This is a genomic window from Bradyrhizobium manausense, from assembly GCF_001440035.1.
Lineage (GTDB): Bacteria > Pseudomonadota > Alphaproteobacteria > Rhizobiales > Xanthobacteraceae > Bradyrhizobium > Bradyrhizobium manausense.
The window spans coordinates 1-25634 of sequence record NZ_LJYG01000108.1 but is presented as its reverse complement, the minus strand read 5'-3'; the positions used below and the strand labels follow the sequence as shown (position 1 = coordinate 25634).

Here is a 25634-nt window from a genome sequence, read left to right as displayed (position 1 = left end):
GGATAAATACCTAGGTCGCCTCCAGTTTGCGCCGTATCAAGTCCGGCACGGCCGTCTCTGCCAATTATTCCCGAAAATAACGGGAGGTTGGCTCATGCTGGTCAGAATCAATACCGCGCAGCGCCGTCCGATCGATGGGCATCTGGCTGCCGTTGCCGGCGATCGCGCGTTCTGCAGCGAGTTCTGCTATCGCAGAGGCAGCGAGATCTTCGGCGAGGGCGAGGACGCGGAATACGTCTACCAGATCAACTCCGGAGCGGTGCGCACCTACAAGCTGCTTCCGGACGGCCGGCGCCAAATCAATGCGTTTCATTTGCCCGGCGACATGTTCGGTTTCGAGAACAACGAAACGCATCGCTTTACCGCTGAAGCCATCGTCGAGACTGACGTGCGCATCATGACGCAAACCAATCTCCTGGGCGCGATGCCCGATCGAGCCACCGGACCAAAGCACCTGATCGGATTCGTCACACAAAATCTTCAGCACGCCGAGAACCATATGCTGCTCCTGGGGCGGAAGACATCCCTGGAGAGGGTCGCTGCATTCCTGCTCGAAATGGACGACCGGCTGGCACATCCCAGAGTCATGGACCTGCCGATGACGCGTCGCGACATTGCAGACTACCTCGGACTCACGCTCGAAACCGTCTCGCGCGCCCTGTCGATCTTGCGGGACGACCAGATCTTGCGATTTGACGGAGCAACCCAGCGACGGGTCGAGGTGCTTGATCGAAACCGGCTTTCGAAGCTCGACGCCTGATGTTGCAGCGGACGTCGCCTTGGCTGGGCCGGGCGAGAGCCGTCTGCAAGGCCAATGGGAGGAATGGTCATGCTCGTCAAGACGCTCACATTGCACTCCCTGACCTACCTGGTGGGGATTAGCAGTTCGGTCGCGGTCTACCAGAATGCCCTTTGGAGCCTCGGAGCAGACCAGACGGACACGCGCCAGATTGTTCTTCGCGCAACCAAGAGCGACAGACTGCCCGTCAAGCTGAGCAGATCTCACGCGCGCGACAACGCGCCCGCGCAGGCGCCGACAGTCGTCAATCCCAGGATCGAGGACGCTTGCAAGCCGCCGATCGACGTCCGTGGGCGCTGCTTTGCTTCGGTCGGCTTGAGCAGCCAGGCTGCGTAATTCTGCCGGCCGAGCTACCCTTCCAGCTGGGCTCTGGCGACGTCGTCCCCTTCCATCAGCAAGGTCGCCCCGCCGAGCGTCTGCGACGGGCGCTCCCCGAACATCGCCTGGTAATATTGCGCGAACCGGCCGAGCTCATAAAAGCCCTGCTCCATCGCGACGGCTGATACGGTGACCGAGCCGGGCGCGCTATCGCGCAGGATCGAATGGACCGCGCAGAGCCGCTTGTGGCGGAGGAAGCTGACCGGGCCGAGGCCGAACACCTCCTGAAAGGCGCGGTGCAGAGTGCGCCGCGGGACGCCGAGCGCTGCGCAGATTTCCGACACATGCACCGGGCGATTGCCGGCCGCCTCGAGATGCTCCTCGACCCGGCGGATCAGCCGCCTTGCCGACCGCAGCCAACCCTCATCGTCGGGCGGCAGCGACGACATGACATTCGCCGCCATGCAATCGACGATCGATCGTTTCCAGAAATTGGCGGTGGCTGGCGTCAGCGCCCCGCGATGCGTGCGCAAATGCGACATGATGCGAACCAGGCGGCGCGATGCGATCGCGCCGATCTCGGTATCCGCACGGAAATGGCCGCGGCTGCGCCAGGTGTCGGGATCGCTCAACCGCGCTTCCCCGCCGAACAGCGGGACGACCTCATTGAGATCGAACCGCACGGCGGCATAAGCGGATGCGCCGTGAAAAACCCCGTCGTGCTCCACCAGTGGCGGGATCACAAGCACGTCGTTGAGTTGCATGTCGAACGACCAGTGCGCGACGCGTTCCTGGGCCGACAGCAGCATTCCGATGATCAACTTGTCATCACTCGCGACACGCTGGGTCCGCATGCCGACGTTGAACGCGCCGATGCTCAGCGAGAAATCGCCGATGCCGACATGGGACAAGCGTCCGTGCAATCGCCCGCGACCGAGTTGCATTACGTCGACATGCGAGCCATGGACGGCCTGGTGAAGATCCTCGAAACCGTCCAGCCGCTTCGAATCAACCAAAAGAAATGGCTCCATACCGTACCCTGTTACTGAAGCGCGACTATTCTGCGGCAGGCGGCAAGGGAATACTACCATAACGCGAAGTCGGTGCGACAATCTGACTTCGTGTTGAGGCCAACGTTTTTGAAATCCGTCTCGTCAAATGCGCCTCCCTTGGCTGCAATTTCGCGGATTCTCGAGAGGGGGCGTTATGTTTACCCAGTGCTGTCGCGTCGTGGCACAAACTGCACATCACAGCCGGCCGATCTTCGGATACCCTTTTCAACCTTAGCGATATCGACCAAAAGCGCTCTGCGGATGGCTGAGCGCACGCCGAGAGTATTTTCCGCGTGCTCGAGAGTGTCCGCGCGATGGGAAAGAGATCTTGACGCAATGAGGCGTCGTGCTCTCCCGAACGCAAAAAAAGGGGGGACCAGACAATGAGTCCAACTTGCCGTCGTCGAAGCCTGCCAGCGTCTGCGCCGTAGCGTCAGGTGGACTAAGCGTATCGGAATTTCCACCATGCTGCGGGCGGATCCGGATCACTGCGAGTGGTTGCCGGATGATGCGAAGACCGGCGAGATGGTATTCGTTTCCGGCGGTACATTTCGCATGGGATCCGACCATCATTATCCGGAGGAGGCGCCGAGCCATCGCGTCTGCGTCGACGGCTTCTGGATCGATCGCACGCCTGTGACGAACAGGCAGTTCAAGCAATTTGTCAACGCAACGGGCCATGTCACTGAAGCCCAGATCATTCCTGACGCGAAGGACTATCCCGGGGCTTTGAAGGAGATGCTCTACGCGGGCTCGCTGGTGTTCTCGCCGCTGCCCCGCATCACCGATCTCACCGACTGGAGTCAGTGGTGGTCGCTCGTGCGAGGCGCGAACTGGCGCCACCCCTACGGCCCCGGCAGCAACATCAAAGGCCTCGACGATCATCCGGTCGTCCATGTCTCCTTTAGCGATGCCGCCGCTTATGCACGCTGGGCCGGCAAGGATTTGCCGACAGAAGCTGAATGGGAATTCGCCGCGCGCGGCGGCCTCGACGGCGAGGAGTTTGCCTGGGGCGATGCGCTGATGCCCGGCGGCAAGCACATGGCCAACATCTGGCAGGGCAACTTCCCTGTCCAGAATCTCGGCGAGGATGGGTTCGAGCGTACCTCGCCGGTCCTGGCCTTCCCGCCGAACGGCTACGGCCTCTATGACATGATCGGCAACGTCTGGGAGTGGACTGCTGACTGGTGGTCGGATCGGCACATCGCCGACGCCGCAAAGCCTTGCTGCATTCCAAGTAACCCACGCGGCGGTCGTGAAGATACAAGCTACGACCCCCGCCTTCCCGACATCAGGATTCCCCGCAAGGTCCTCAAGGGCGGCTCGCATCTTTGCGCGCCGAACTATTGCCGCCGTTATCGCCCCGCCGCGCGCCACGCCGAGCCGGTCGACACCTCGGCCAGCCATGTCGGCTTCCGCTGCGTGGTGCGCACGCCAATAGGCATTCAGCGCGAAAAAGAAGGATCTGCTGCAACATAGGGAGTATCGCGTGAGCAGCGAGGTGGAGAACAAGAACAACCAAACCGGGGCTGACCAGTCGATCGATCGCCGAAAGGTTCTGTTGGGAACGTCGTCCATCGTGGCTGCGGCGGCGCTGACTTCCGAAGCCCTGGCGCAGGGGCAGAAAGCAGCGCCCGGGCCGGCGCCAAGCTCCCCAGCAGCTACACCTTCCGGCCGCAAACCCAACATTCTGGTGATTTTTGGTGACGACATCGGCCAGACCAATATCTCCGCCTACTCCTTCGGCCTGATGGGCTATCGCACCCCGAATATCGACCGCATCGCCAAGGAAGGCATGATGTTCACCGACTACTACGCCGAGCAGAGCTGCACGGCGGGCCGTTCGTCCTTCATCACCGGTCAATGCACGCTGCGAACGGGCCTTTCAAAAGTCGGCATTCCCGGCGCAACGGTCGGTCTGCAAGCACGAGACGCAACCATAGCCGAGCTGCTGAAACCGCTCGGCTATGCGACGGGCCAGTTCGGCAAGAATCATCTCGGCGACCGCAATGAGTATCTCCCGACGGTCCATGGCTTCGACGAATTCTTCGGCAATCTCTATCATCTCAACGCAGAGGAGGATCCGGAGAACCGGTTCTACCCGACCGATCCCGCTGTCCGTCAGGCCATCGGTCCGCGTGGCGTGTTGCGATGTAAGGCGTCCGATCGCGACGACCCGACCGAGCATCCACGCTGGGCCAAGGTCGGCAGGCAGATTATCGAGGACACCGGCCCGCTCACCAAGAAGCGGATGGAAACGATCGACGACGAAACGTCGGCGGCCGCGATCGACTTCATGCAGCGCCAGGCCAGGGCAACCACGCCTTCTTCTGCTGATTAAATACCACCCGCATGCATTTCCGTACGCATGTCCGGGCCGAGCACCGTGGCCCGCCGGGACTGACGGCCAGGACCGAATACGCCGACGGCATGATCGAGAATGACGCAACGATCGGAGCGGTGCTCAAGGCGATCGACGATCTCGGCATCGGCAACGACACCATCGTGATCTACACCACGGATAACGGTCCGCATCAGAACTCCTGGCCGGATGCCGGAACGACGCCATTTCGCAGCGAGAAGAACACCAACTGGGAGAGCGCATTCCGCGTCCCCTGCATGATCCGCTGGCCGGGACACATTCAACCCGGCTCGATCTCGAATGAGACCATCAGCGGGCTCGACTGGATGCCGACCTTGTTGGCTGCGGCTGGCGATCCCGACATCAAGGACAAGCTCCTGAAAGGACATCAGGCGGACCTTCAAGGTCCATCTCGACGGCTACAACCAGCTTCCTTACCTCACGGGCCAGCAGGAGCGCGGTGCGCGCAAGGAGTTCGTCTATTTCAACGATGATGGCGAGCTCGTGGCTCTGCGATACGAGAACTGGAAAGTCGTCTTCGAAGAGCAGCGCGTGCAAGGCACCCTGCGAATTTGGGCCGAGCCTTTCACCACGCTGCGCGTGCCAAAGATCTTCGATCTGCGGTCGGACCCGTACGAGCGCGCAGACATCACGTCGAACACCTACTATGACTGGCTCATGTCCGATGGAGCGGGTGTCTTCCTTGCAGCTCCGCGGGTGGTGGCCGAGTTCCTCGCTACCTTCAAAGAGTATCCGCCGAGCCAGCGGCCATCAAGCTTCGGCATCGATCAGATGGTCGAAAAGCTGCAGCGGGGGTTTGAGGCCACCACGCAATAGCGCCGTGCCGCACTGACCGGCAGCTCACTTCCCGGAAGCGCGGCCGGTCATATCGTCGACGAAGCGACAGGCTCGACACGTTATCGACCGTGATCCTGCGACAGATCGCAATCCTGACTTAGGTCAATCCATTGTGAGCAGAGACCCAGCAATGAAAAAAGCAATCCTGACGGCCTGGTTCCCCTTCCTCATGTCGGCCGTATACACGCAGTCGCCTGTTCCCGTCACGATCGACAATTTTGCCCGCGCAGAGTCCGACCTGTATTTCAATAACGCAATCAAGGACGCCGGTGGCCCAGGCAAGCTGTTTCACCATCGCGAGCCGATGGCGATGGACAAGCAGAGCGTCGTCCGGTCGAACCGGGATATACTCTGTATTCGATGGCTGTGGTCGATCTCGACGCCGGGCCGGTGACCGTGACCTTGCCCGACGCCGGCAAGCGATTCCGCTCCTTGATGGTGGTGAACGAGGATCACTACATCGTCGGCGACATCGAGTATCGCGCCGGCAAATACACCTACGACCGGGCCAAGGTCGGGACGCGCTATGGGCTGATCGGGATCAGGACTCTGGTCGATCCAAACGATCCCAGGGATGTCGAGCAGGTCCACGCCATCCAGGATGCGGTGACAATCAGCCAGAAGGCGCCCGGCAAGTTCGAGATTCCGAATTGGGATCCGGTAAGTCAGAAGAAAGTGCGTGACGCCCTTCTGGTGCTGGCGTCAACCGCGGGCGGTTTCAAGAATGCATTTGGTGCCAAGGGACAGGTCGACCCGGTCAAGCATCTGCTCGGGACTGCCGCAGGCTGGGGTGGCAATCCCGACAAGGGCGCCACCTATCTCAGTTTCTCGCCCGAGAAGAACGATGGCAGCATAATCTACAGGCTGACTGTTCCCGCCAACGTTCCGGTCGACGGCTTCTGGTCGATCAGCCTCTACAACGCCGAAGGCTATTTCGAGAAGAACGAATACGGTGCCTATGCGCTGAACAATCTGACCGCGGCGAAATCGGCTGACGGGTCGACCACGGTGCAGTTTGGCGGCTGCGACGGCAAGATCCCGAACTGCCTGCCGGTCATGAAGGGCTGGAACTACACGGTGCGGCTCTATCGGCCGCGGCCCGAAATCCTGAACGGCAAGTGGAAATTCCCCGAGCCGAAGCCGGTGAGCGGGTCATGAAGGGGGGTATGATGAAAGGTGCGGCCGTAGCCCTTGCAGCTAACCTGCTGATGCTCGCGAACGCGTCGGCACAATCGTCCTCATCCGATGATCTCGCCGCGCGTAACATCCAGCGCCGAGCCGTCGAGGCCATGATCTGGGGCATGCCGGCAGTCAACGCCGATTTGATGCTCCAGACCATGCTGAGAACGACCAAGGCGAAGCCGAACGAGATCTTCTACTGGTCAAAGCCGGTAAACTGGAAGAACCAGACGCTGACACCCAATCCGGATTCGATTTACTTCATGTCGTTCTGGAACGTGAAGGATGGTCCCCTCGTCATCGAGATTCCACCGGCGCAAGGCGGCTCGATCGCCGGCAACATCGTCACGCTCTGGCAGATGCCGCTGGAAGACGCGGGGCCCGAGGGCGCCGACAAGGGACAAGGCGGCAAATATCTGATCCTGCCGCCCGGCTACAAGGGCGAGGTGCCGGCGGGCTATATCGCGCTTCACTCCGACACGTTCAGCGGCTTTGCCTTGCTGCGCGCCAATCTCGCCAGCCATGGCGATGCCGATGTCGCCAAGTCGGTCGCCTATGGCAAGCAGATCAAAGGTCTATCCGCTCGCGCAGGCCGAAGCTCCGCCTCCAACCACTTTCACGGACGCGTACGACGTCCTGTTCGATTCCACGATTCCCTACGATGCGAGCTTTTATCGCAGCCTCAACCGCGTGGTGCAGAACGAGCCGTGGCTCGATCGCGATCGCGCCATGATCGATCAACTCGCGAGCATCGGCATCGAAAAGGGCAAGGCTTTCGATCCGGACCAGAAGACCATTGCGCTGCTCGATCAGGCCGCCCGCGAAGCTCACGCGATCCTGGAGCGCACTTATGACGCGGGCTTTCCCGTCATCAATCCCGGCATCCGCTGGTTTCCGGCTGCAGTGGCGGAGATGGTCAAGGCGGCAAGCACGGGATACGCCGATCCGAACGCCTATCCGCTCGACATGCGCGGCGTCACCTACACGCTGGGCTTTACCGGCATCAAGCGACTCGGAACCGCACAGTTCTATCTGATGGCCAACAAGGACAAGGACGGCCAGCCGTTCGACGGCGCGGCCACCTATCGCCTGACGGTGCCGCCTGACGCACCCGTCAAGCAATATTGGTCCGCAACGGTCTACGACCGCGAGACGCATGCCCTGGTGCGCAACATGGCGAGCGCCAGCCGCGCCTCGATCAGCGCCGGCATCCAGACCAATCCCGACGGCTCGGTCGACCTCTATTTCGGCCCCAAGGCGCCGGAGGGCAAGGACGCCAATTGGGTGCCGACCGATCCCGCGCGCAAATTCGAACTGCTGTTTCGCCTCTACGGGCCCGAGCCGCCGCTGTTCGATCACAGCTGGAAGCTGCCCGATGTCGAACGCGTCGCCGCGACGATTGGGGGCACAACGAAGTAGCGCATCGGGCGCGCGTAGTGCGTTTGGTTGGACGCGCGCAGGGGTTTGGAGACACGACATGACGGGACACATTCGTAAGGTCGGACTGACGATTGCTGTGGCATTGACCGGGTTCGCCGTGTCACCCGCCCTCGCCGATTCCGGCGGTGTCAGCTTCTGGTTGCCGGGTATCTTCGGCAGCCTCGCCGCCGTGCCGGCGGCGCCGGGATGGGCCTATTCGACGATCTACATCCACCTCAACGATAAGGCGGGCGGCGGACAGAATTTTGTGACCAGCGGCGGCATCCCCGGCTCCGTTACCGCCGGCCTCAATGCGCATGCCGATGTGCTCGTGCAGGGCATCACCTACACCTCGCCGATGCCCGTGCTCGGCGGCCAGGCCGCCTTCACGCTGCTGACCGCGCCCGGCAATATCGGCGTCGGCATCGATGCGACCCTGACCGGACCACGCGGCAACACCATCTCCGGCGGCGCGTCCGACAATCGCACCACGCTGACTGATGTGTTCTACCAGGGCACGCTCAAATGGAACCAGGGCGTCCACAACGAGCTGGTCTATCTCACCGGCAACATCCCGAGCGGCACCTACGATTCCAGCCGGCTCGCAAACTTGAGCTTTGGATTCCCGGCGATCGATGCGGGTGCCGGTTACACTTATCTCGATCCCAAAAGCGGCCATGAGTTTTCGATCGTGGGCGGCCTCACCTACAATTTCACGAACAGCGCGCTGCGATACCAGAACGGCATCGATTTTCATCTCGATTGGGCCGCCTCGCAATTCGTCAGCAAGACCGTCCACGTCGGCATCGCCGGCTATTACTTCCAGCAGATCACGGATGACAGCGGACCGGGCGCCAGGCTCGGCGGCTTCAGAGGCATGTCGGTCGGTATCGGCCCACAGATCGGGTTCATGATCCCGATGTCCGAGGGCTATCAGGGCTATCTGAATATCCGCGGCTACAAGGACCTTGAAGTTGAGAACCGGCCGAGCAGTTGGTCGACCTGGGTGACCTTCTCGCTCTCCCAGGCCGCATCGCCACCGGCTGCGACCAAGCCCATCGTTCGGAAATACTGACGGAGGCGCTCACGGCTCCGATGACCGGAGAGAACACCAGGCGCACCTTTCGGATCGGCTTCCAGACATCGATCATCACGGTGTTCCTGGGCGTGGTGCTGCTCGTCGGCCTGACGCTCGTTTATCTCAGCTTCGCGTCGGCCGATCGTGCGACAGCTGATCGAGACCGGCGCCTCGCCGCATCTTGGCGGCTCCAGGCGCGAGGTTACGGTCCTCTTCACAGACGTGGCCGACTTCATTCCAAGACCGAGCAGGCCGATCGTTGGGACGAAGTCTTTGCGGGCATTGCGCAGGACGGCGCAGCGGAAGCCACTCTCGTCCGGTTTTCCGGCTTCCTGCACGATTACCCCGGAGACAGCGTCGCGCGTTTCACGCGACGCGGTTTCGCAACGCTGCCCAGGGGACGGGCGCCGCGGCGTGATCCCTGAGGTTTACCTGGCAGCGGCCGAAGAGGCGCCGCCTTCGGTAAATACCACAGGCGTTCCCTTCACGACGCTGGCAGCGACCCGCTCGGCATCCCAATTGGTCAGACGCACGCAGCCATGCGACTGTCCCTTGGAGATGTTTTGCGGCGACGGCGTGCCATGGATGCCGTAGCCGTCGGCGGACAGATTGATCCACATCGAGCCGACCGGATTGTTCGGGCCGGGCATGATCTTGAAGGGCTGTTTGGAATGAACGCCCTTGAAGTGATAGGCGGGATTGTAGCGATAGGTCGGATTTGGATCGATCTCGGTGACCTTCAGCGTGCCTGAGGGCGACGGCTTTTCCTCGCTGCCGACGCTCGCGGGATAGAAGCCGATCAGCGCATTCGACTTGTCGAACAGTTTCACGGTTTGCCTGACCTTGTCGATCTCGACCCGGTCGGCCCTGGCAGGCGCAGTGCCCTCGCCGGTGTCGACGACGGCGATGGTCTCGCCGGCGCGGTCGAAGCGGTGCCCTGGATTGAGCGCCGCGAGCAACTGCTCGCTCATGTGAAACTTCTCGGCCAGCTCCTCGCGCGGACTGGTGTAGCCGAGCTTCGGAATGTCCTTCATGTCTTCCATCCTGGACGGAAGCTTCTGCAGGAAGGGGCCTGCGACGTCCTTGTCGGTGATGGTGTAGGTCGTCATCGGCGATCGCGCGTCCGCCTGGAGCGCCTTCCAGAGGTCTTCCGTCACCGCATCCGAAGCAGGCAATTGCCGCGCTTCCGCATAGGCGCGAAGCGCCTTCCTGGCATTCTCGCCGAACTTGCCGTCGATCTCGCCGGGCGAGAAATGGGCTCTGTCCAGCAAGACCTGCAGACGCACGCCCGCCGGGGTCGGCTTGTCGTTCGACAGGGTTTTCTTCGAAGGCTCGGCGGACGCGATGGCGGCCGCGTCCATCCCCGCGGCGAGCGCCGGTGTGGCCGCCAGGACAAAGCATGCGGCGGCGAGCGCCATCTTCATTGCTGGCATGTTCCAGCTCCGACGTGGATAGGTTCGTCGGATTGCCAACTCGGCTCGACGGCAGAAGTTTCCAGTTTTTCCTGAGCCGCGAAAGCCGGTCAGGCGTCGCGCCGCCCGGCCATCTCCGCCGCGAGCAGCACTGCGGCGCGGGCGGCGCCCGTCGATGCGATGCCTCGTCCCGCGATGTCGTACGCCGTGCCGTGCGCGGGCGTGCAGATCGGAAACGGGAAGCCGCCGAGCAAGGTGACGCCGCGATCGAAGCCCATCAGCTTCATCGCGATCTGGCCCTGGTCGTGATACATCGTCAGCACCGCATCGAAGGCGCCGGCCTTTGCACGCAGGAACACGGTGTCGGCAGGAAACGGGCCCTCCACGGCGATGCCGGCGCGCTGGCCGGCTTCCACCACGGGTGCAATGAGATCGATCTCCTCGCGGCCGAAATTGCCGCCGTCGCCGGCGTGCGGATTGAGGCCGGCGACCGCAATGCGCGGGCGCGCGAAGCCGGCATTGCGCATGCAGGTATCGGTCAGCCTCAAGGCGCGCTGGATGCGCTCGCTCGACAGTTTTGCAGCAACATCCCTCAGCGGAATGTGCGAGGTCACGCGTGCATTCCAGAGTTCGCCCAGCACGTTGAATTCGCTGGCCGGCGTCCGCAGGCCGACCACCTCCGCGGAGAAGGCAATCTCGTCGTCATAGTCCGAGCGCGCCAGTCGCATCGCCGCCTTGTTGAAGGGGGTGAAGCAGACGGCATCGACCCGCCCGTCCCTGCCAAATTCGAGCGCCTGCTTGTAGTTGGCGAGCGCAAATTGCCCGCCCTCAAGGCTCGCCACGCCCCGCTCGACCCTGATGGGATCGAGGTGGCCGAGATCGAGGAAGAGCGCATCGTCCTTCAACTCATCGAAATCGGCGCCCTGCTCCACCGCGGTCATTTCAGGCGCAACGCCTGCGATCTTCGCACCCTCATCGAACACCCTGACGTCGCCGATGACCACGAGCCGGCACCGCGCGCGGATATCATCCTGCGCCACGAGCCTTGCCGTCAGCTCCGGGCTGATGCCGGCAGGATCTCCCATCGCCAGCGCGATCAGCGGCTTTCCGGTCATATGATCACCTTCTCCTGGTTCGTCGTTTCCAAACTGGCGGGCTTGCGGAAGATGCGTGCGAACAGCAGCAACAGCAGCGGCAACAGCAGTAATGCGACGCCTGATATGACGAGACAGGTCACCAGCTTGTTGGCGAAGAAGATCCCGAGGGATCCCTTCGACATCAGCATCGACTGCCGGAACGCATCCTCGGCCTTGTCGCCGATGACGATGGCGAGCACCAGCGGCGCCAGCGGATAGAACAGCTTCTTGAAGAGATAGCCGACGACGCCGAAGCCCAGCATCATGACCACGTCGAGATAGGAATTCGAGACCGAATAGGCGCCGACGACGCAGATGATCACGATCAGCGGCGCAATGACCACGAAGGGAATCCGCATCAAGGCGGCGAACACAGGCACGGTCAGCAGCACCAGGGCGACCGCGACGATGTTGCCGACATACATCGAGGCAATCAGGCCCCAGACGAAGTCTTTCTGGTCCACGAACAGCATCGGACCCGGATTGAGACCCCAGATCATCAGCCCGCCCATCATGACGGCGGCGGTCGCCGAGCCGGGAATACCGAGCGAGAGCATCGGCAGCAGGGCGCTGGTGCCGGCGGCATGATCGGCGGTCTCCGGCGAGATGATGCCTTCGACCTCGCCGGTGCCGAAGTAGCGGCCACGGCGGGAGAAGCGGCGGGCGATGCCGTAGCTCATGAACGATGCCGCGGTCGGGCCGCCCGGCGTGATCCCCATCCAGCAGCCGATCGCCGCGCTGCGCAGCAACGCACCACTGTGGCGCGGCAGGCGGCCGACCGCCCGAAACACCTCGCGCCAGTCGATCTTCGAGGAGGCGGCGCGGGCATGAAACTCCTCCTCGACCGCGACCAGCAGCTCGCCGATGCCGAACAGGCCCATCACCGCGACGACGAAATTCACGCCCTTGACGAGTTCGTCGATGCCCATGGTGAGGCGGACGCTGCCGGAGACGGTGTCGATGCCGATGGCGGCGATGGCAAAGCCGATCGCAAGCGCCACGACCGTCTTGATCGGCGCCGCGCCGCCCATGCCGACGAAGCTCGCAAAGGCGAGGAAATAGACGGCAAAATATTCCGGAGGCCCAAAAGCGAGCGCGACCTGCGCCACCCAGGATGCCAGGAAGGTGATCAGGATGACGCCGACAAGCGCGCCGAACGCCGCCGAGCCGAACGCGGTGGCGAGCGCCGTGGTCGGCCGTCCGTCGCGCGCCATCGGATAGCCGTCGAACGTGGTGGCGACCGAGGACGGCTCGCCGGGGATGTTGAACAGGATCGAGGTGACGGAGCCGCCGAACAGCGCACCCCAATACATGCTGGAGAGCAGGATGATCGCCGAGACCGGCTGCATGCCGAAGGTCAGCGGCAGCAGCAGCGACACCCCATTCGGCGCGCCGAGCCCCGGCAGCACGCCGACGAGAATGCCGAGCAGCACGCCTGTCGCCATCAAGGCCAGGTGCGGCACGGTAACCGCGATGGTGAAACCGTGCAGGAGCTCCGAGAGATTATCCATCGCCTGCTCCCTCAGAGCCCGAGCGCGGCGGCGAGCGCGCCGTGCGGAAGGCTGACCTGGAACATGCGTTCGAATACGACGTAAAGCGCGAGCGCCGTTGCCGCTGCCGTGATCGCCGACCACAGCACCTGTTGATGCCGGGGGATCGCGAGCACGGCGAAGACGTAAGCCGCCGAGGCGATGTACATCCCGAGCAGCGGAATCGCGCCGACGAAGATCGCTGCGGGCACGAACAGGCCCGCCAGCCGCCGCAGCTCAATCGACGTGATGGCGATGGGAACGCTCGCCAGCGAAGCCGCCGGCACCACGCCGCGCGCCAGATTGTAGAGACTGCCGACGACGATGATGATGCCGGTCAGGAAAGGGAACGTGCCGGCATCGACACCCTCGCTCGACCAGCCGATGCCGTTGTCCAGGCTCTGGACCACCACCGCAACGCCAAAACTGCCGGTGAGGATGGCGGTCGCAAGTTCGAGGGCGCGGCGTGAGATCATTGAAGACTCCAGATCCTCACTTGACCAGCCAGCCCTGCTCGCTCGCGACCTGCTTGACGTGCTCGAGGTCCTCCTTGATGAACTTGTCGAACTCGGCGCCGGTCAGGAACGTGTCGACCTGGGAGGTCTTCTCGATGTAGTCCTTCCACTCGGGCGTCGCCTGCACCTTCTTCATGAGATCGACATAGTAGGCCGCCTGCTCCGGCGTGACCTTGCCGGGCAGCCAGACCGTGCGAGGCTGCTCGTATTGCTTGATGTCGAGGCCCTGCTCGGTGCAAGTCGGAACGTCGCTCCAGCCCTCGGTGGCGGTGATCTTCGGCGCTTCAGGCAGGCGCTTCGGGCTGAAGACGCAGAGCGGGCGCTGCGTGCCGCCGCGCCATTGGCCGAGGCTCTCGCTGGGATTGTTGACGTGGGAATCGATGTGCCCGCCGGCGAGCTGCACGGCGGCCTCGGCGCCGCTCTTGAACGGGATGTAGGTGAGCTTGACGTGTCCCGTCTTCTCGATCATGCGCGTCAGGACCTCATCGGTGTCCTTGGACTGCGCGCCGCCCATCTTGAATTCGCCTGAGGCGGCCGCCTTCAGATAGTCGCCGGCCGTCTTGTACGGCGCGTCCTGCTTGACCCAGAGCAGGAATTCGTCCTGCGCCATCGCCGCGATCGGAGTGAGGTCGGTGTAGTTGAAGGCAACCTTGGAGACGAGCGGCTGCTGCCAGGCGTTCGAGGTGCCGAAGATCACCTTGTAGGGATCGCCGGCAGAAGCCTTGCCGTAGACATAGCCCTCCGCGCCGCTGCCGCCGCCCTTGTTGACGACGACGATCGGCTGCTCCGTCAGCTTGTACTTGGTGATGATGTTCTGCACCGCGCGGGCAAGATTGTCGGTGCCGCCGCCGGGACCTGCGGTGGCCACGAACTCGATCGGCTTCTGCGGCTGCCAGGCCGCGAATGCCGGCATCGGGCCTGCGAGCACGGCCGCACCGACGGACAGCAAAAAGAGGGACGTCCCACGCATGATTTCCTCCAACTTATTTTTTCTGTTTTGCTTGATCAGCCGTCTCGACGTCCGTTCAGGCGACGCTTTCTTCGCGCTCCCTGGATGCCGAGACGATTGCGCCTTCTTGCTCCAGCGCTTCGATTTGCCTCTGGTCGAACCCGTGCTGGGCCAGCACCTCGCGGGTATGTTCGCCATAGACGGGCGCGCCTGATGCGACCTTGCCCGGCGTCTCCGAGAATTTGACCGGCAGCCCGATCGTCTTGACTGGGCCGAGCGTGGAATGCTCGACCTCGACGACCATCTCGCGCGCCAGCGTCTGCGGATCGCTGAGCGCCTCCAGCATGTCGTGCACGGGCCCGCAAGGCACGCCCTTCTCGTCCAGCGCGGCGAGCCAATGCGCGCGCGTCTTCGTCCGGAAGCGCTCGCTCAGGACGGCTTCCAGCTCCTTCAGGTTGGCCATGCGGTCGGCGCCGGTGACGAAGCGCGGATCGGCGGCGAGCTCGCTGGCCCCGAGCGCTTCCAGCATCAAGAGCCAGTGCTTCTTGTTGGCGCCGCCGACGACGAGCCAGCCGTCCGAGGCCTCGAACGCCTGGTATGGCGCGTTGAGCGGATGGGCCGAGCCCATCGCGCGCGGCGCGCTGCCGGCGGCGAGCGCAATGGTCGACTGCCAATAGGTCTGCACCAGTGCCGCCTCAAAGAGCGAGGTCTCGACCCACTGCCCCTCGCCGGTCTTGAGGCGGTGCGTGTAGGCGGCGAGGATGCCCATGCTCGCGAGCAGGCCCGCGGTGATGTCAGACAGCGGCGGACCGCATTTCACCGGCGGACCATCGGGGCGCTCGCCGGTGAAGCTCATGATGCCGCTCATGGCCTGCGCGACGAGGTCAAACCCGCGGCGGTGCTTGTAGGGACCGGTGCGGCCAAAACCCGACAACGAGCAATAGATCAGCGACGGATACTGCTTGTGCAGTTCCTCGTAACCGAACCCCAGGCGCTCCATCGCACCCGGCGCAAAGTTTTCGACCAGCACGTCGGCGTCCGCGATCAATCGGCGCAGCACCTGTTTGCCGCCGTCACTCTTCAGGTCCAGCACGATGCCGCGCTTGTTGCGGTTCATCATCAGGAACGAGGCGGCTTCGTCGCCGATCTTCGGCGGCACCGAATGGCGGGTGTCGTCACCACCGGGCCATTTCTCGATCTTGATGACGTCGGCGCCCATGTCGGCGAGCATCAGGGTGCAGGTCGGCCCGGCCATGACATGGGTGAGGTCGATCACCTTGAGGCCGGCGAGCGGTCCCGAACGGCGTGAAATAGATTGCGATCGATCGCTTTGCATTCGGGGCATCCTATTGGCCGCGCCACTGCGGGGCGCGCTTGCTGAGGAAAGCATCGAGCCCTTCACGAAAATCCTGGCTCGTGTAGCACATCAGGATGAGGTCTTCGCCCTCCTCCGGCATCAGCCGCCGTTGCAGCCGGGCGACCGCCTGCTTGGTCGCATTCAGCGTCAGCGGCGCGTGGCTGGCAACGAGGCGCGCGACTTCGTCCGTGCGCTTGTCGAGCGCGGTGAGATCGTCGACGACCTCGCCGAGCAGCCCGATGCCGGCGGCTTCGGCGGCATCGACGAGACGTGCGGTGAAGATCAGGTCCTTGACCCGTGCCGCCCCGATCAGCGCGGTGAGACGGCTGACATTGGACATCGACAGGCAATTGCCGAGGGTGCGGGCAATGGGAAAGCCGATCCTGGTGCTGCGCGTGCCGATGCGCAGATCGCAGGCCGCGGCAATGCCCGCCCCGCCGCCGGTGCAAAAGCCGTTGATCGCCGCGATGGTCGGTACCCGGCATTGCTCCAGCGTGGTCAGCACCCGGTCGATCCGGTTCTCGTAGTCGATGGAGTCCTGCGGCGTCCGGAACGCGCGGAACTGGTTGATGTCGGTGCCCGAGGCAAAGGCCTTGTCGCCGGCGCCGCGCAACACCAGCACCTTGATGGACCGGTCATCGTTGGCTTGCTCGCAGATGGCGGCGAGCCGCTCGTACATGGTGAAAGTGAAGGCGTTGCGCGCCTGCGGGCGGTTGAAAGTGATCCGCCCGATCCCGTCCCTGCATTCAAAAACGAGGTCGTCCGCCGCTACGGCCTGGTCCATTTCCTCGATCTCCAACTGTTTTTGCATTTTTGAATGCAAAATTTTGGTTTTTCAAGATAGAATTACCTAACTTTCGTCTATTGGATCATTTTTGCATTCAAAATAGAGAGTACCCCATGCTGCATGAGGAGGTCGTCGGCCGCATCCGCGACATTCTGCTCGACGGCGAGATCCCGCCGGGCGCGCGGATTCCCGAGCGCGAGCTGTGCGAGCGGCTGGAAATTTCGCGAACGCCGCTGCGCGAAGCGCTCAAGGTGCTGGCCGCCGAGGGCCTCGTGCAGCTGCTGCCGCATCGCGGCTCGCGTGCAGCCAAGCTGACCGACAAGGACATGCGCGACCTGTTCGAGGTCTGTCAGGGGCTCGAAGCGCTGGCGGGCGAGCTCGCTTGCGAGCGCATCACCGATCACGAGATCGCCGAGATCGCCGCGGCCCATGCAGCCATGGTGCAGCATTATCGCGAGGGCGATCTGATCCAGTATTATCGCGGCAACCGCGCCATCCACGAGGGGATCGTCAACGCCGCCGGCAACCCTGTCCTCACCGGGCTCTACGCATCAGTGACCGCGCGCATTCGCCGTGCCCGCTATGTGACGCCGATGACGCCGCAGCGCTGGGCGCTTGCGGTGACGGAGCACGAGGCCATCCTCAACGCGCTCCAGCGCCGCGACGGCGTCGGCCTCTCCCACATCCTGCGCGCGCATCTGCGCCACAAGCGTGAGGAGGTCTTGCAGGCGGGATTTGCGGAGACGGAAACGAGCGAGCCTGCGCTGAAGATTGCATGAGGCGGCGGCTCGCCTAGCAGCCGAGCTTGTCGGCGATGCCGCCGAAATCCTTGGCGACGATGTCCCAATTGCCGGTCGCCTCGAAATCGACCTTCTGGTGCGGCCCGTACTCGGTCGGCCGGGCGACGAACGCGGTCTTCAGGCCGTTCTTCTGCGCAGCGGCGAGATCCCCATTGTGGGCGGCGACCATCATCACCTCTGCCGGCTTGAGACACAGCAGCTTTGCGGCACCGAGATAGGTTTCGGGATCGGGCTTGTAGTGCTCGAACAGCTCGGCCGACATGATGAGGTCCCAGGGGAGCCCTGCGAACTTCGCCATGTTGGTGAGCAGTGCGACGTTGCCGTTCGACAGCGGCGAGATCACGAACTTGGTCTTCAATCGTGTCAGGCCGGCGACGCTGTCCGGCCAGGGATTGAGGCGATGCCAGCCCTTGGTGAGATGATCGAGGTCGGCGTCCGTGAGCCCCTTGATGGCGAATTTCTCGACCAGTTTTTCCAGGGAACGGCGATGCAGATCGTCGAGCATCACATAGCCGCGTTCGGGATGCTCGCGCACGTCCTGCATGGAGGCGACATAGGTGCCGCGCCAGCCGTCGACGAGCGCGGTCCAGTCGGCGCTGATGCCGCGGCCCTTGCCCCACCACATGAAGTCGGTGATCAGGCTGGTGCGCCAGTCCACGACGGTGCCGAACACGTCGAAGATCAGGGCTTTGACGGCGGAGAGATCGGACATGGCGCTTCCTCGTTGTCATTCCGGGGCGCGCGAAGCGCGAGCCCGGAATCCATTTCACATCGTACTCCGCCGCCCGATGGATTCCGGGCTCTCCGGGCCGCGCGGTCCCGTCGCCCCGGAATGACGGGCAGAGCTAATCCAGATGGAACTTCGCGAGCTCGCGATGCTCGGCCTTGATGTAGCGCACGGTACCGGTGACGGAGCGCATCACCACCGTCTCGGTCTCGATCACGCCGTCCTTGCGGAATTTGACGCCCGACAGCAGTGAACCGGTGGTAACGCCGGTCGCGGCGAACAGGCAGTCGCCGCGCGCCATGTCCTCGATGCCGTAGATCATCTTGGGATCGTTGACGCCCATCTTGGCCGCGCGCTCGATCTTCTCGCCGGAATCGAGGATCAGGCGGCACTGCATCTGGCCGCCGATACAGCGCAGCGCCACGGCCGCGAGCACGCCTTCCGGCGCGCCGCCGGTGCCGAGATACATGTCGACGCCGGTGTTGTCGGGGTCGGCGGTGTGGATCACGCCGGCAACGTCGCCGTCGGTGATGAGGCGGACGGCAGCGCCGGTCGAGCGCACGCTCTCGATGATGCTGGCATGGCGCGGACGGTCGAGCACGAGAACGGTGATGCCCTCGGGCTTGACGCCCTTGGCCTTGGCGAGGCGGCGGACATTGTCAGCCGGCGATGCATCGAGCTCGACGACGCCCTTGTCGTAGCCGGGACCGATCGCGAGCTTCTGCATGTAGACGTCGGGGGCGTGCAGCAACGTACCGCCATCGGCCATCGCCATGGTGGCGATCGAGCCCGGCATGTTCTTGGCGCACAGCGTGGTGCCCTCGAGCGGGTCGACCGCGATATCGACCTCGGGGCCGGCGTTGACGCCAACCTTCTCGCCGATGAAGAGCATCGGCGCCTCGTCGCGCTCACCCTCGCCGATCACGATGGTGCCCTGGATCGGCAGCTTGTTGAGCTCGCGGCGCATGGCGTCGACGGCGGCCTGGTCGGCGGCCTTCTCCTGCCCGTGCCCGCGCAGACGCGCCGACGACACCGCCGCCCGCTCCGTCACACGCACGATCTCCAGCGTGAGAATGCGCTCGAGCAATGCTTGCGGCGGCACTGAAATATGGGTCGACATCGGCTAACTCCTTCGAAGCGTTCGGGACGGAAATCTCCGTCCGCATCAACTCGTAACACCCACAGTTCGTTCGAACTGTCTTATCGTTTGAGCATGATCTTTCCGGAAAACCGCTGCACACTTTTCCGGATCATGCTCTAGTTCTTCTCAATCCGTATGACTTGCGGCCGCCCGCTGATCACCTTGTCCTTTTGCACGGCCGCGAGCGCGCGGCGCACCGCGTCCTCATGGGTGGCATAGGTGATCAGAATGACGGGCACGGGCACCGCCTTGCCGTCGCTAGGTGCAGCGCCGCCATTGGGATGACGCTGCACGATCGACTCGATCGAAATCTTCTGCTCTGCGAGCCGGGTCGCGATTGCAGCCGCGGTGCCGGGGAAATCGCGCGCGAGCAGGCGAATGTAATAGCCGCCTTCGTGGCGCTCCATCGGCGCCTTCTTGGTGTCGTGCAGCTGCGCGATCGGCCTTCCGAACGGATTGGCGCGAATGCCGCGCGCGACGTCGGCGATATCGGCAACGACGGCGGATGCGGTCGCAGCTCCGCCCGCCCCTGGGCCGACCAGCGTGATCGGCGGAATGCCCTCGCCATCGATCGTAACCGCATTGGTGACACCCATCACCTGCGCGATCGAGGATGTCTTGGGAACCATGGTCGGATGCACGCGCTGCTCGATGCCCTTGGCGGTGCGAACGGCAACGCCGAGCAGCTTGACGCGGTAACCGAGATCGGCGGCCGCGCGAAGATCTTCCGGCGCGATGGAGGAGATGCCTTCGACATACACCGCGCTTTGAGCAACTTTCGTGCCGAAAGCGAGGCTGGCGAGGATCGCGAGCTTTTGCGCGGTGTCGTGGCCGTCGACGTCGAAGGACGGATCGGCCTCGGCATAGCCGAGCCGCTGCGCATCCGTGAGGCACTCGGCGAACGACAGGCCCTCCTGCTCCATCCGCGTCAGGATGTAATTGCAGGTGCCGTTGAGGATGCCGTAGACGCGATTGATGCCGGTTCCGGCAAGACCTTCGCGAAGCGTCTTGATGACGGGGATCGCAGCGCCGACCGCTGCCTCGAAATTCAGCGCACCGCCGTGCTTTTCGGCGGCTCTTGCCAGCTTGATTCCGTGCTTGGCCAGCAGTGCCTTGTTGGCTGTGACAACCGACTTGCCAGTGCTCAGCGCGGCTTCGACCGCCGAGAGCGCGGGATCGCCGGCGCCGCCCATTAGCTCGACGAAGCAGTCGACCTCGGGATGCGTGGCGAGGGCAAGCGGATCCTTGGCCCATTCGACGCCGCGCAGGTCGATGCCGCGCTTCTTGGCCTTCGAACGTGCGGTGACGGCGACGACGCGAATGCCGCGGCCGCTGCGGCCCGCGAGCACGCGCGCCTGCGTTTCGATCAAACGGACAACTTCGGCGCCCACGGTGCCGAGCCCCGCTATGCCCACTTTCAGGGGTGCAACCATGATGCTCGAGTGAACCTGCAGAAGAAAATTAGCGCCGGTTGGCGAGTGGAACGACGTTGTGCAACGTTTCGATGCCGCTTTCAAGGAAGCGGCGCACGCCGCGTGCGGCCTGCCTGATCCGTTGCTCGTTTTCCACCATGGCGATGCGGACATATCCTTCACCATGTTCGCCGAAGCCGACGCCGGGCGAGACCGCAACGCCTGATTTCTCCACCATCAACGTCGCGAACTGCATGCTGCCGACACTGCGGAACGCCTCCGGCAGCGGCACCCAGGCGAACATCGAAGCCTCAGGCGGCGGAATCTCCCACCCCGCGCGACCGAAAGATTCCACCAATGCGTCACGGCGCTTGCGATAGGTGTCGCGCATCTCCTTGATGCAGTCGTCAGGGCCGTTCAGCGCCGCGGTCGCGGCGACCTGCACCGGCGTGAAGGCGCCGTAATCGAGGTAGGATTTGACGCGGGCGAGCGCTGCGATGACGCGGTCATTGCCGACCGCAAAGCCCATGCGCCAACCGGCCATCGAATAGGTCTTCGACATCGAGGTGAACTCGACGGTGACGTCGATCGCGCCGGGTACCTGAAGCACCGAGGGCGGCGGATTGCTCTCGTCGAAATAGACCTCGGCATAGGCAAGATCCGACAGGATCAGGATCTCGTGCTTCTTCGCGAAGGCGACGAGGTCCTTGTAGAAATCGAGGCTCGCGACATAGGCGGTCGGGTTGGAGGGATAGCAGACCACGAGCGCGAGCGGCTTCGGAATCGAATGCACGATCGCCCGCTCCACCGCCTCGAAGAATTGTGGCGTCGGCTCCGAGGGCACCGAACGGATCACGCCGCCCGCCATCAAAAAGCCGAAGGCATGAATCGGATAGCTCGGGTTCGGACAGAGGATCACGTCGCCCGGCGCGGTGATGGCCTGCGCCACGTTGGCAAAGCCCTCCTTGGAGCCCAGCGTCGCCACCACCTGGGTGTCGGGGTTGAGCTTCACGCCGAAGCGGCGGTCGTAATAGGCAGCCTGGGCGCGGCGCAGGCCGGGAATGCCACGCGAGGCCGAATAGCGGTCGGTGCGCGGCTTGCCCAGCGTCTCCTTGAGCTTCTCCAGCACATGCGGCGGGGCCGGCAGGTCCGGATTGCCCATGCCGAGATCGATGATGTCGGCGCCGGCGTTCCGCGCGGCCGCCTTGGCCCGGTTGACCTGCTCGAACACGTAAGGCGGAAGGCGGCGGATGCGGTAAAATTCTTCCATGGGTCTCTGGGCTCCGGGCAACCGGTCAGGGCAGAATCGAGGAGCAATGACACCCCTTCCAGGAGACATCGCCCGGCACGCGAAAATCACTCAAAATCAAATACTTGGAGTAATTTTCGGCGGCAAGGACTGAACTCCTTCGCCCTGACTCTCGGCTGAATTGAAGTCTTTTTAGCACGGAGTGGCGGTGGCGCCAGCGATTACGCGGCCTTATTTGGCATCCTTGGCCGCGACGGCCTGACGGTCGCGCGCGGCCGCAAGCTCGGCCTCGATCTTGGCGCGTTGGTCCGGCGGGATGATGGCCTGATCACGGTCAGGCGGCAAATCGTGCACCGGCAAATAGCCGGCAGGCTCCTTGGGGTGAGCGGGCGTGTCGGCGGCAGACATATCCGCGAGCTGGCTCGAACAGCCGCCCAGCATGAAAGCTGCGATCAGCAGCGCACAGCACACGAGCCGCGACTTTTGCAGGTCCCACAACGCCAACACTTGGGAATTCCCCTACTCGTCCCAACGCAAGGCTGCCGGCAACTTAGCCAACAACCTGCCCAAGCTCAAACCATTGCTGCCCACAAATGGCACGAGCGAGAAATCTTCCAAGGCCCACGGTCCGAGACGTGCACCGCGATTGTGACAAAAGCAAGAAGCATTGTCGCAGTGCAGCACATCTTCGCGCCTGTTTCGCGCGAAACCGGCGAGCTTCGCGGTGACGAATACGGAATGAATCGTTACTGTTGTTCTCATGAGTACCGTCACGACCGACATGCCCAAGCCTGGCTCGACGTCAGGGTCAAAGTCCGAAACGAAGTTCGATGCGGAGGCCTTCGCGATGAATATCGCGCGGGCGATGGAGAGCGGCGGCAAGGCGCTCGCCGCGTATCTGAAGCCGCGCGAAAGCGGCGAGGTGCAGGACCGCCCGCCGGCCGAGCTCACCGAGGTCGTCAAGACCTTCACCACGGTCGCCGAATATTGGCTGTCGGACCAGTCGCGCTCGTCCGACCTGCAGACCAAGCTCGCCAAGGATTATCTCGATCTCTGGGGCTCGGCGGCACGGCGAATGGCCGGCCAGGAGGCGCAGCCCGCGATCGCGCCCTCGCCGCGCGACAAGCGCTTTGCCGATCCGGAATGGAAGTCGAACCAGTTTTTCGATTTCGTGATGCAGCTCTATCTGCTCTCCAGCAAATGGGCGCAGGAGCTGGTCCGCGACGCCGAGCTTGATCCGGCGACGCGCCGCAAGGCCGAGTTCTACGTCCAGCAGGTCACCAACGCGATCTCGCCGTCGAACTTCGTGCTGACCAATCCGGAGGTGCTGCGCGAGACCGTTGCCAGCAGCGGCGAGAACCTGGCGCGCGGCCTGACCATGCTGGCGGAGGACATCGCGGCCGGCAAGGGCATGTTGAAGATCCGCCAGTCCAACCCGGACAACCTCGTCGTCGGCGTCAACATGGCGACGACGCCGGGCAAGGTGATCTACCAGAACGAGATGATGCAGCTGATCCAGTATTCTCCGACCACGGAGAAGGTGCTGCGCACCCCGCTCCTGATCGTGCCGCCCTGGATCAACAAATTCTACATCCTCGATCTCAAGCCGGAGAAATCCTACATCAAATGGTGCGTCGACCAGGGCATCACCGTGTTCGTGATCTCATGGGTCAATCCGGACAAGAAGCTCGGTTCCAAGAGCTGGGAAGACTACATGAAGCTAGGCCCGCTCACGGCGATGGACGTGATCGAGAAGATCACCGGCGAGATGAAGGTGCACACCGCCGGCTATTGCGTCGGCGGCACCATGCTCGCGACCACGCTGGCCTGGCTCGCCGAGAAGCGGCGTCAGCGCGTGACCTCGGCGACGTTCTTTGCCGCGCAGGTCGACTTCACCCATGCCGGCGATCTTCTCGTCTTCGTCGACGAAGACCAGATCGCCTCGCTCGAGCAGGACATGAAGGCCTCAGGCGTGCTCGAGGGCTCCAAGATGGCGATGGCCTTCAACATGCTGCGCTCCAACGACCTGATCTGGTCCTACGTCGTCAGCAATTACCTCAAGGGCCAGCAGCCGAGCGCGTTCGACCTGCTGCACTGGAATTCCGACGCGACGCGGATGACCCAGGCCAACCATTCCTACTATCTGCGCAACTGCTACCTGGAGAACCGCTTGTCGACCGGCACCATGGTGCTCGACAACACGCTGCTCGATCTCTCCAAGGTCAGGGTGCCGGTCTACAACCTCGCCACGCGCGAGGACCACATCGCGCCGGCGGAATCGGTGCTGTACGGCTCGCAATTCTTCGGCGGGCCGGTGAAGTATGTCCTGTCAGGCTCCGGCCACATCGCCGGCGTCGTCAATCCGCCGGCCTCGGGCAAGTACCAGTACTGGACCAACGACAACATCAAGGCCGCCAACGTCGCGGAGTGGATGAAGGGCGCGGTGGAGCACAAGGGCTCGTGGTGGCCGGACTGGCGCGAATGGCTGGGCGGGCTCGATCCGGAGGAAGTGCCGGCGCGCAGCGTCGGGAGCGAGGCCTTCCCGCCCATCGAGGACGCGCCCGGCAGCTATGTCAGGGTGCGCGCATAGGCAGGGCTGCGCGTTTTCGTATAAGCTCACGACATCGAGTTGAGAGGGGACCGGGTTATGACGCGTGAATTGTTCTGGCTGACCTGTACGGTGATCCTGACCGGGATCCTCTGGATTCCCTACACCATCAACCGCTGCCAGGTTCGCGGTCTCAGCGGCGCCATGGCCAACCCCACGCGCGGCGACAAGCCGCAAGCCGAATGGGCGAACCGTTTGATGTTCGCGCATGACAATGCGGTCGAGAACCTCGTGCTATTCGCACCGCTGGTGCTGATCCTCAATGCGATCGACTATTCCACGAAATGGACGGTGCTCGCCTGCGTCGTCTATTTCTGGGCACGCGTTGCGCATCTGATCGTCTATGCGCTGGGCATTCCGGTGTTTCGCACCCTCGCCTTCACCGTCGGCTTCCTGGCGCAGGCCGTGCTGGCGCTGGCGATCTTCAAGGTGTTTTGAGGCTCTCTCCACCGTCATTGCGAGGAGCGCGCGACAAAATTGCGAAGCAATTTTGCGCTGATGCGACGAAGCAATCCAGACCGTCTTCGCGGTGAGAGGTCGTCGTCCGTTAAGAAACCGATTTGAGCGGTGAGCAGTCGCTGGCGGGCGCGATGAGGGTGGTGAGGATCAGGCACCAAAGAGCTCTCAGCCAGGCGAGGACACGGCGGAAGTTGTGACCGACGGCGGAGAGGATGACGTTAGCCGCATCGCCGGGGCGGCCTTTGAGATAGCATCGGCCGAGGTGACCATCGGTCTTCAGGTGTCCGATGATGGGCTCGATGGCGGAGCGGCGGCGCAGCTCGCGCTTGATGACACCGAAGACGCCGCGCTTCTGGCCGGAGATGAAGACGCGACGAGGATTTTGCGCGTCGTGGCCGCGGTATCCCTTGTCGACATAGGCCCGCTCGATCGCACAGCCGGTGAGTGTCTCGGTGCGGTCGATGACGTCTCGCAAGGTGTGACCATCG

At 63.3% G+C, this 25634-nt stretch carries 23 protein-coding genes and 4 pseudogenes; 12 read left to right on the top strand and 15 right to left on the bottom strand.

The genetic code is table 11. From position 1 onward, the window contains the following. Positions 1–94 precede the first annotated feature (94 nt). Together AOQ71_RS30110 and AOQ71_RS30105 are read left to right on the top strand one after the other, a co-directional pair. Complete coding sequence (locus AOQ71_RS30110; RefSeq protein WP_057754620.1) at positions 95–760, top strand: helix-turn-helix domain-containing protein; 666 nt, start codon at positions 95–97, stop codon at positions 758–760. A 69-nt stretch (positions 761–829) separates the two neighbouring features. Beyond that, positions 830–1135: a hypothetical protein gene (locus AOQ71_RS30105; protein WP_157083692.1), complete on the top strand. Its 306-nt coding sequence runs from the start codon at positions 830–832 to the stop codon at positions 1133–1135. 14 nt (positions 1136–1149) lie between these two features. On the opposite strand, the gene AOQ71_RS30100 is transcribed toward AOQ71_RS30105, so the two are convergent. Next, positions 1150–2148: a helix-turn-helix domain-containing protein gene (locus AOQ71_RS30100; RefSeq protein ID WP_057754613.1), complete on the bottom strand. Its 999-nt coding sequence runs from the start codon at positions 2146–2148 to the stop codon at positions 1150–1152. Positions 2149–2634: 486 nt separating this feature from the next. Here AOQ71_RS30100 and AOQ71_RS30095 point away from each other — a divergent pair, with 486 nt between their 5' ends. From AOQ71_RS30095 to AOQ71_RS46055, 7 genes and pseudogenes are all read left to right on the top strand, one after another. Continuing rightward, entirely contained in the window at positions 2635–3648 is a 1014-nt protein-coding gene (locus tag AOQ71_RS30095) for a formylglycine-generating enzyme family protein (protein ID WP_057754610.1), read from the top strand. A 10-nt stretch (positions 3649–3658) separates the two neighbouring features. Then, positions 3659–5368: pseudogene (locus tag AOQ71_RS30090) on the top strand (arylsulfatase). A 151-nt stretch (positions 5369–5519) separates the two neighbouring features. After that, positions 5520–6547, top strand: a pseudogene (locus tag AOQ71_RS30085) (DUF1254 domain-containing protein). Next, a pseudogene (locus AOQ71_RS50040) lies at positions 6544–7053 on the top strand (DUF1254 domain-containing protein); the annotation flags it as partial. The pseudogenes AOQ71_RS30085 and AOQ71_RS50040, both read left to right, overlap by 4 nt. A 70-nt stretch (positions 7054–7123) precedes the next feature. Next, positions 7124–7987 carry a DUF1214 domain-containing protein gene (locus tag AOQ71_RS50035; protein ID WP_347336723.1) on the top strand — a complete coding sequence of 288 codons (864 nt, stop codon included), beginning with the start codon at positions 7124–7126 and terminating at the stop codon, positions 7985–7987. A 58-nt stretch (positions 7988–8045) separates the two neighbouring features. Continuing rightward, positions 8046–9062, top strand: coding sequence for a SphA family protein (locus tag AOQ71_RS30075; RefSeq protein WP_057754607.1), 1017 nt, complete (start codon positions 8046–8048; stop codon positions 9060–9062). A gap of 20 nt (positions 9063–9082) precedes the next feature. After that, a complete protein-coding gene (locus tag AOQ71_RS46055) occupies positions 9083–9490 on the top strand; it encodes a hypothetical protein (RefSeq protein ID WP_057754597.1) in 408 nt (135 codons plus the stop codon). A 3-nt stretch (positions 9491–9493) separates the two neighbouring features. Here AOQ71_RS46055 and AOQ71_RS30065 read toward each other — a convergent pair whose 3' ends face one another. The 7 genes from AOQ71_RS30065 to AOQ71_RS30035 form a co-directional block, all read right to left on the bottom strand. Beyond that, positions 9494–10498, bottom strand: coding sequence for a L,D-transpeptidase family protein (locus tag AOQ71_RS30065; protein WP_157083691.1), 1005 nt, complete (start codon positions 10496–10498; stop codon positions 9494–9496). Positions 10499–10587: 89 nt separating this feature from the next. Beyond that, positions 10588–11592 (bottom strand): 4-hydroxythreonine-4-phosphate dehydrogenase PdxA, encoded by a 1005-nt coding sequence (locus AOQ71_RS30060; protein WP_057754594.1) that lies wholly within the window; start codon positions 11590–11592, stop codon positions 10588–10590. Continuing rightward, positions 11589–13124 carry a tripartite tricarboxylate transporter permease gene (locus tag AOQ71_RS30055; protein WP_057754591.1) on the bottom strand — a complete coding sequence of 512 codons (1536 nt, stop codon included), beginning with the start codon at positions 13122–13124 and terminating at the stop codon, positions 11589–11591. The genes AOQ71_RS30060 and AOQ71_RS30055 overlap by 4 nt, the downstream gene beginning before the upstream one ends. 11 nt (positions 13125–13135) lie before the next feature. After that, positions 13136–13618: a tripartite tricarboxylate transporter TctB family protein gene (locus tag AOQ71_RS30050; protein ID WP_057754587.1), complete on the bottom strand. Its 483-nt coding sequence runs from the start codon at positions 13616–13618 to the stop codon at positions 13136–13138. 16 nt (positions 13619–13634) lie between these two features. Beyond that, positions 13635–14627, bottom strand: coding sequence for a Bug family tripartite tricarboxylate transporter substrate binding protein (locus tag AOQ71_RS30045; RefSeq protein WP_057756614.1), 993 nt, complete (start codon positions 14625–14627; stop codon positions 13635–13637). Between the two features lie 55 nt (positions 14628–14682). After that, positions 14683–15942, bottom strand: a complete 1260-nt coding sequence (locus tag AOQ71_RS30040) for a CaiB/BaiF CoA transferase family protein (protein ID WP_057754583.1) — start codon at positions 15940–15942, stop codon at positions 14683–14685. Between the two features lie 10 nt (positions 15943–15952). Next, entirely contained in the window at positions 15953–16747 is a 795-nt protein-coding gene (locus AOQ71_RS30035; RefSeq protein ID WP_057756611.1) for an enoyl-CoA hydratase/isomerase family protein, read from the bottom strand. A gap of 116 nt (positions 16748–16863) precedes the next feature. On the opposite strand from AOQ71_RS30035, the gene AOQ71_RS30030 reads away from it, so the two are divergent. Continuing rightward, complete coding sequence (locus tag AOQ71_RS30030; RefSeq protein ID WP_057754579.1) at positions 16864–17529, top strand: GntR family transcriptional regulator; 666 nt, start codon at positions 16864–16866, stop codon at positions 17527–17529. A gap of 13 nt (positions 17530–17542) precedes the next feature. On the opposite strand, the gene AOQ71_RS30025 is transcribed toward AOQ71_RS30030, so the two are convergent. The 6 genes from AOQ71_RS30025 to AOQ71_RS46705 all read right to left on the bottom strand — a co-directional run bounded on the left by AOQ71_RS30025 (position 17543) and on the right by AOQ71_RS46705 (position 22961). Then, positions 17543–18262, bottom strand: coding sequence for a haloacid dehalogenase type II (locus tag AOQ71_RS30025; RefSeq protein ID WP_057754576.1), 720 nt, complete (start codon positions 18260–18262; stop codon positions 17543–17545). 133 nt (positions 18263–18395) lie between these two features. After that, on the bottom strand, positions 18396–19397 hold the full coding sequence (gene glpX / locus AOQ71_RS30020) for a class II fructose-bisphosphatase (RefSeq protein ID WP_057754573.1): 1002 nt from the start codon (positions 19395–19397) through the stop codon (positions 18396–18398). Between the two features lie 137 nt (positions 19398–19534). Further along, positions 19535–20851 (bottom strand): homoserine dehydrogenase, encoded by a 1317-nt coding sequence (locus tag AOQ71_RS30015; RefSeq protein ID WP_057754570.1) that lies wholly within the window; start codon positions 20849–20851, stop codon positions 19535–19537. 28 nt (positions 20852–20879) lie between these two features. After that, entirely contained in the window at positions 20880–22100 is a 1221-nt protein-coding gene (locus tag AOQ71_RS30010; protein WP_057754565.1) for an LL-diaminopimelate aminotransferase, read from the bottom strand. Between the two features lie 210 nt (positions 22101–22310). Beyond that, entirely contained in the window at positions 22311–22586 is a 276-nt protein-coding gene (locus AOQ71_RS30005) for a hypothetical protein (protein ID WP_057754562.1), read from the bottom strand. A gap of 12 nt (positions 22587–22598) precedes the next feature. Next, positions 22599–22961: a hypothetical protein gene (locus AOQ71_RS46705; RefSeq protein WP_205668291.1), complete on the bottom strand. Its 363-nt coding sequence runs from the start codon at positions 22959–22961 to the stop codon at positions 22599–22601. Here AOQ71_RS46705 and AOQ71_RS30000 point away from each other — a divergent pair. Together AOQ71_RS30000 and AOQ71_RS29995 are read left to right on the top strand one after the other, a co-directional pair. Continuing rightward, positions 22861–24669 carry a PHA/PHB synthase family protein gene (locus tag AOQ71_RS30000; protein ID WP_205668284.1) on the top strand — a complete coding sequence of 603 codons (1809 nt, stop codon included), beginning with the start codon at positions 22861–22863 and terminating at the stop codon, positions 24667–24669. The genes AOQ71_RS46705 and AOQ71_RS30000 overlap by 101 nt on opposite strands. A 57-nt stretch (positions 24670–24726) precedes the next feature. Next, entirely contained in the window at positions 24727–25125 is a 399-nt protein-coding gene (locus AOQ71_RS29995) for an MAPEG family protein (RefSeq protein WP_057754556.1), read from the top strand. A 109-nt stretch (positions 25126–25234) separates the two neighbouring features. Here the strand turns inward: AOQ71_RS29995 and AOQ71_RS29990 are convergent. Continuing rightward, positions 25235–25634: pseudogene (locus AOQ71_RS29990) on the bottom strand (IS5/IS1182 family transposase); the annotation flags it as partial.

Bases quoted from the DNA above. Each gene is read 5' to 3' on its own strand.
- AOQ71_RS30110 (WP_057754620.1), top strand. From the start codon at position 95: ATGCTGGTCAGAATCAATACCGCGCAGCGCCGTCCGATCGATGGGCAT.
- AOQ71_RS30105 (WP_157083692.1), top strand. From the start codon at position 830: ATGCTCGTCAAGACGCTCACATTGCACTCCCTGACCTACCTGGTGGGG.
- AOQ71_RS30100 (WP_057754613.1), bottom strand. From the start codon at position 2,148: ATGGAGCCATTTCTTTTGGTTGATTCGAAGCGGCTGGACGGTTTCGAG.
- AOQ71_RS30095 (WP_057754610.1), top strand. From the start codon at position 2,635: ATGCTGCGGGCGGATCCGGATCACTGCGAGTGGTTGCCGGATGATGCG.
- AOQ71_RS50035 (WP_347336723.1), top strand. From the start codon at position 7,124: ATGGCAAGCAGATCAAAGGTCTATCCGCTCGCGCAGGCCGAAGCTCCG.
- AOQ71_RS30075 (WP_057754607.1), top strand. From the start codon at position 8,046: ATGACGGGACACATTCGTAAGGTCGGACTGACGATTGCTGTGGCATTG.
- AOQ71_RS46055 (WP_057754597.1), top strand. From the start codon at position 9,083: ATGACCGGAGAGAACACCAGGCGCACCTTTCGGATCGGCTTCCAGACA.
- AOQ71_RS30065 (WP_157083691.1), bottom strand. From the start codon at position 10,498: ATGCCAGCAATGAAGATGGCGCTCGCCGCCGCATGCTTTGTCCTGGCG.
- AOQ71_RS30060 (WP_057754594.1), bottom strand. From the start codon at position 11,592: ATGACCGGAAAGCCGCTGATCGCGCTGGCGATGGGAGATCCTGCCGGC.
- AOQ71_RS30055 (WP_057754591.1), bottom strand. From the start codon at position 13,124: ATGGATAATCTCTCGGAGCTCCTGCACGGTTTCACCATCGCGGTTACC.
- AOQ71_RS30050 (WP_057754587.1), bottom strand. From the start codon at position 13,618: ATGATCTCACGCCGCGCCCTCGAACTTGCGACCGCCATCCTCACCGGC.
- AOQ71_RS30045 (WP_057756614.1), bottom strand. From the start codon at position 14,627: ATGCGTGGGACGTCCCTCTTTTTGCTGTCCGTCGGTGCGGCCGTGCTC.
- AOQ71_RS30040 (WP_057754583.1), bottom strand. From the start codon at position 15,942: ATGCAAAGCGATCGATCGCAATCTATTTCACGCCGTTCGGGACCGCTC.
- AOQ71_RS30035 (WP_057756611.1), bottom strand. From the start codon at position 16,747: ATGGACCAGGCCGTAGCGGCGGACGACCTCGTTTTTGAATGCAGGGAC.
- AOQ71_RS30030 (WP_057754579.1), top strand. From the start codon at position 16,864: ATGCTGCATGAGGAGGTCGTCGGCCGCATCCGCGACATTCTGCTCGAC.
- AOQ71_RS30025 (WP_057754576.1), bottom strand. From the start codon at position 18,262: ATGTCCGATCTCTCCGCCGTCAAAGCCCTGATCTTCGACGTGTTCGGC.
- glpX (WP_057754573.1), bottom strand. From the start codon at position 19,397: ATGTCGACCCATATTTCAGTGCCGCCGCAAGCATTGCTCGAGCGCATT.
- AOQ71_RS30015 (WP_057754570.1), bottom strand. From the start codon at position 20,851: ATGGTTGCACCCCTGAAAGTGGGCATAGCGGGGCTCGGCACCGTGGGC.
- AOQ71_RS30010 (WP_057754565.1), bottom strand. From the start codon at position 22,100: ATGGAAGAATTTTACCGCATCCGCCGCCTTCCGCCTTACGTGTTCGAG.
- AOQ71_RS30000 (WP_205668284.1), top strand. From the start codon at position 22,861: ATGCCCAAGCCTGGCTCGACGTCAGGGTCAAAGTCCGAAACGAAGTTC.
- AOQ71_RS29995 (WP_057754556.1), top strand. From the start codon at position 24,727: ATGACGCGTGAATTGTTCTGGCTGACCTGTACGGTGATCCTGACCGGG.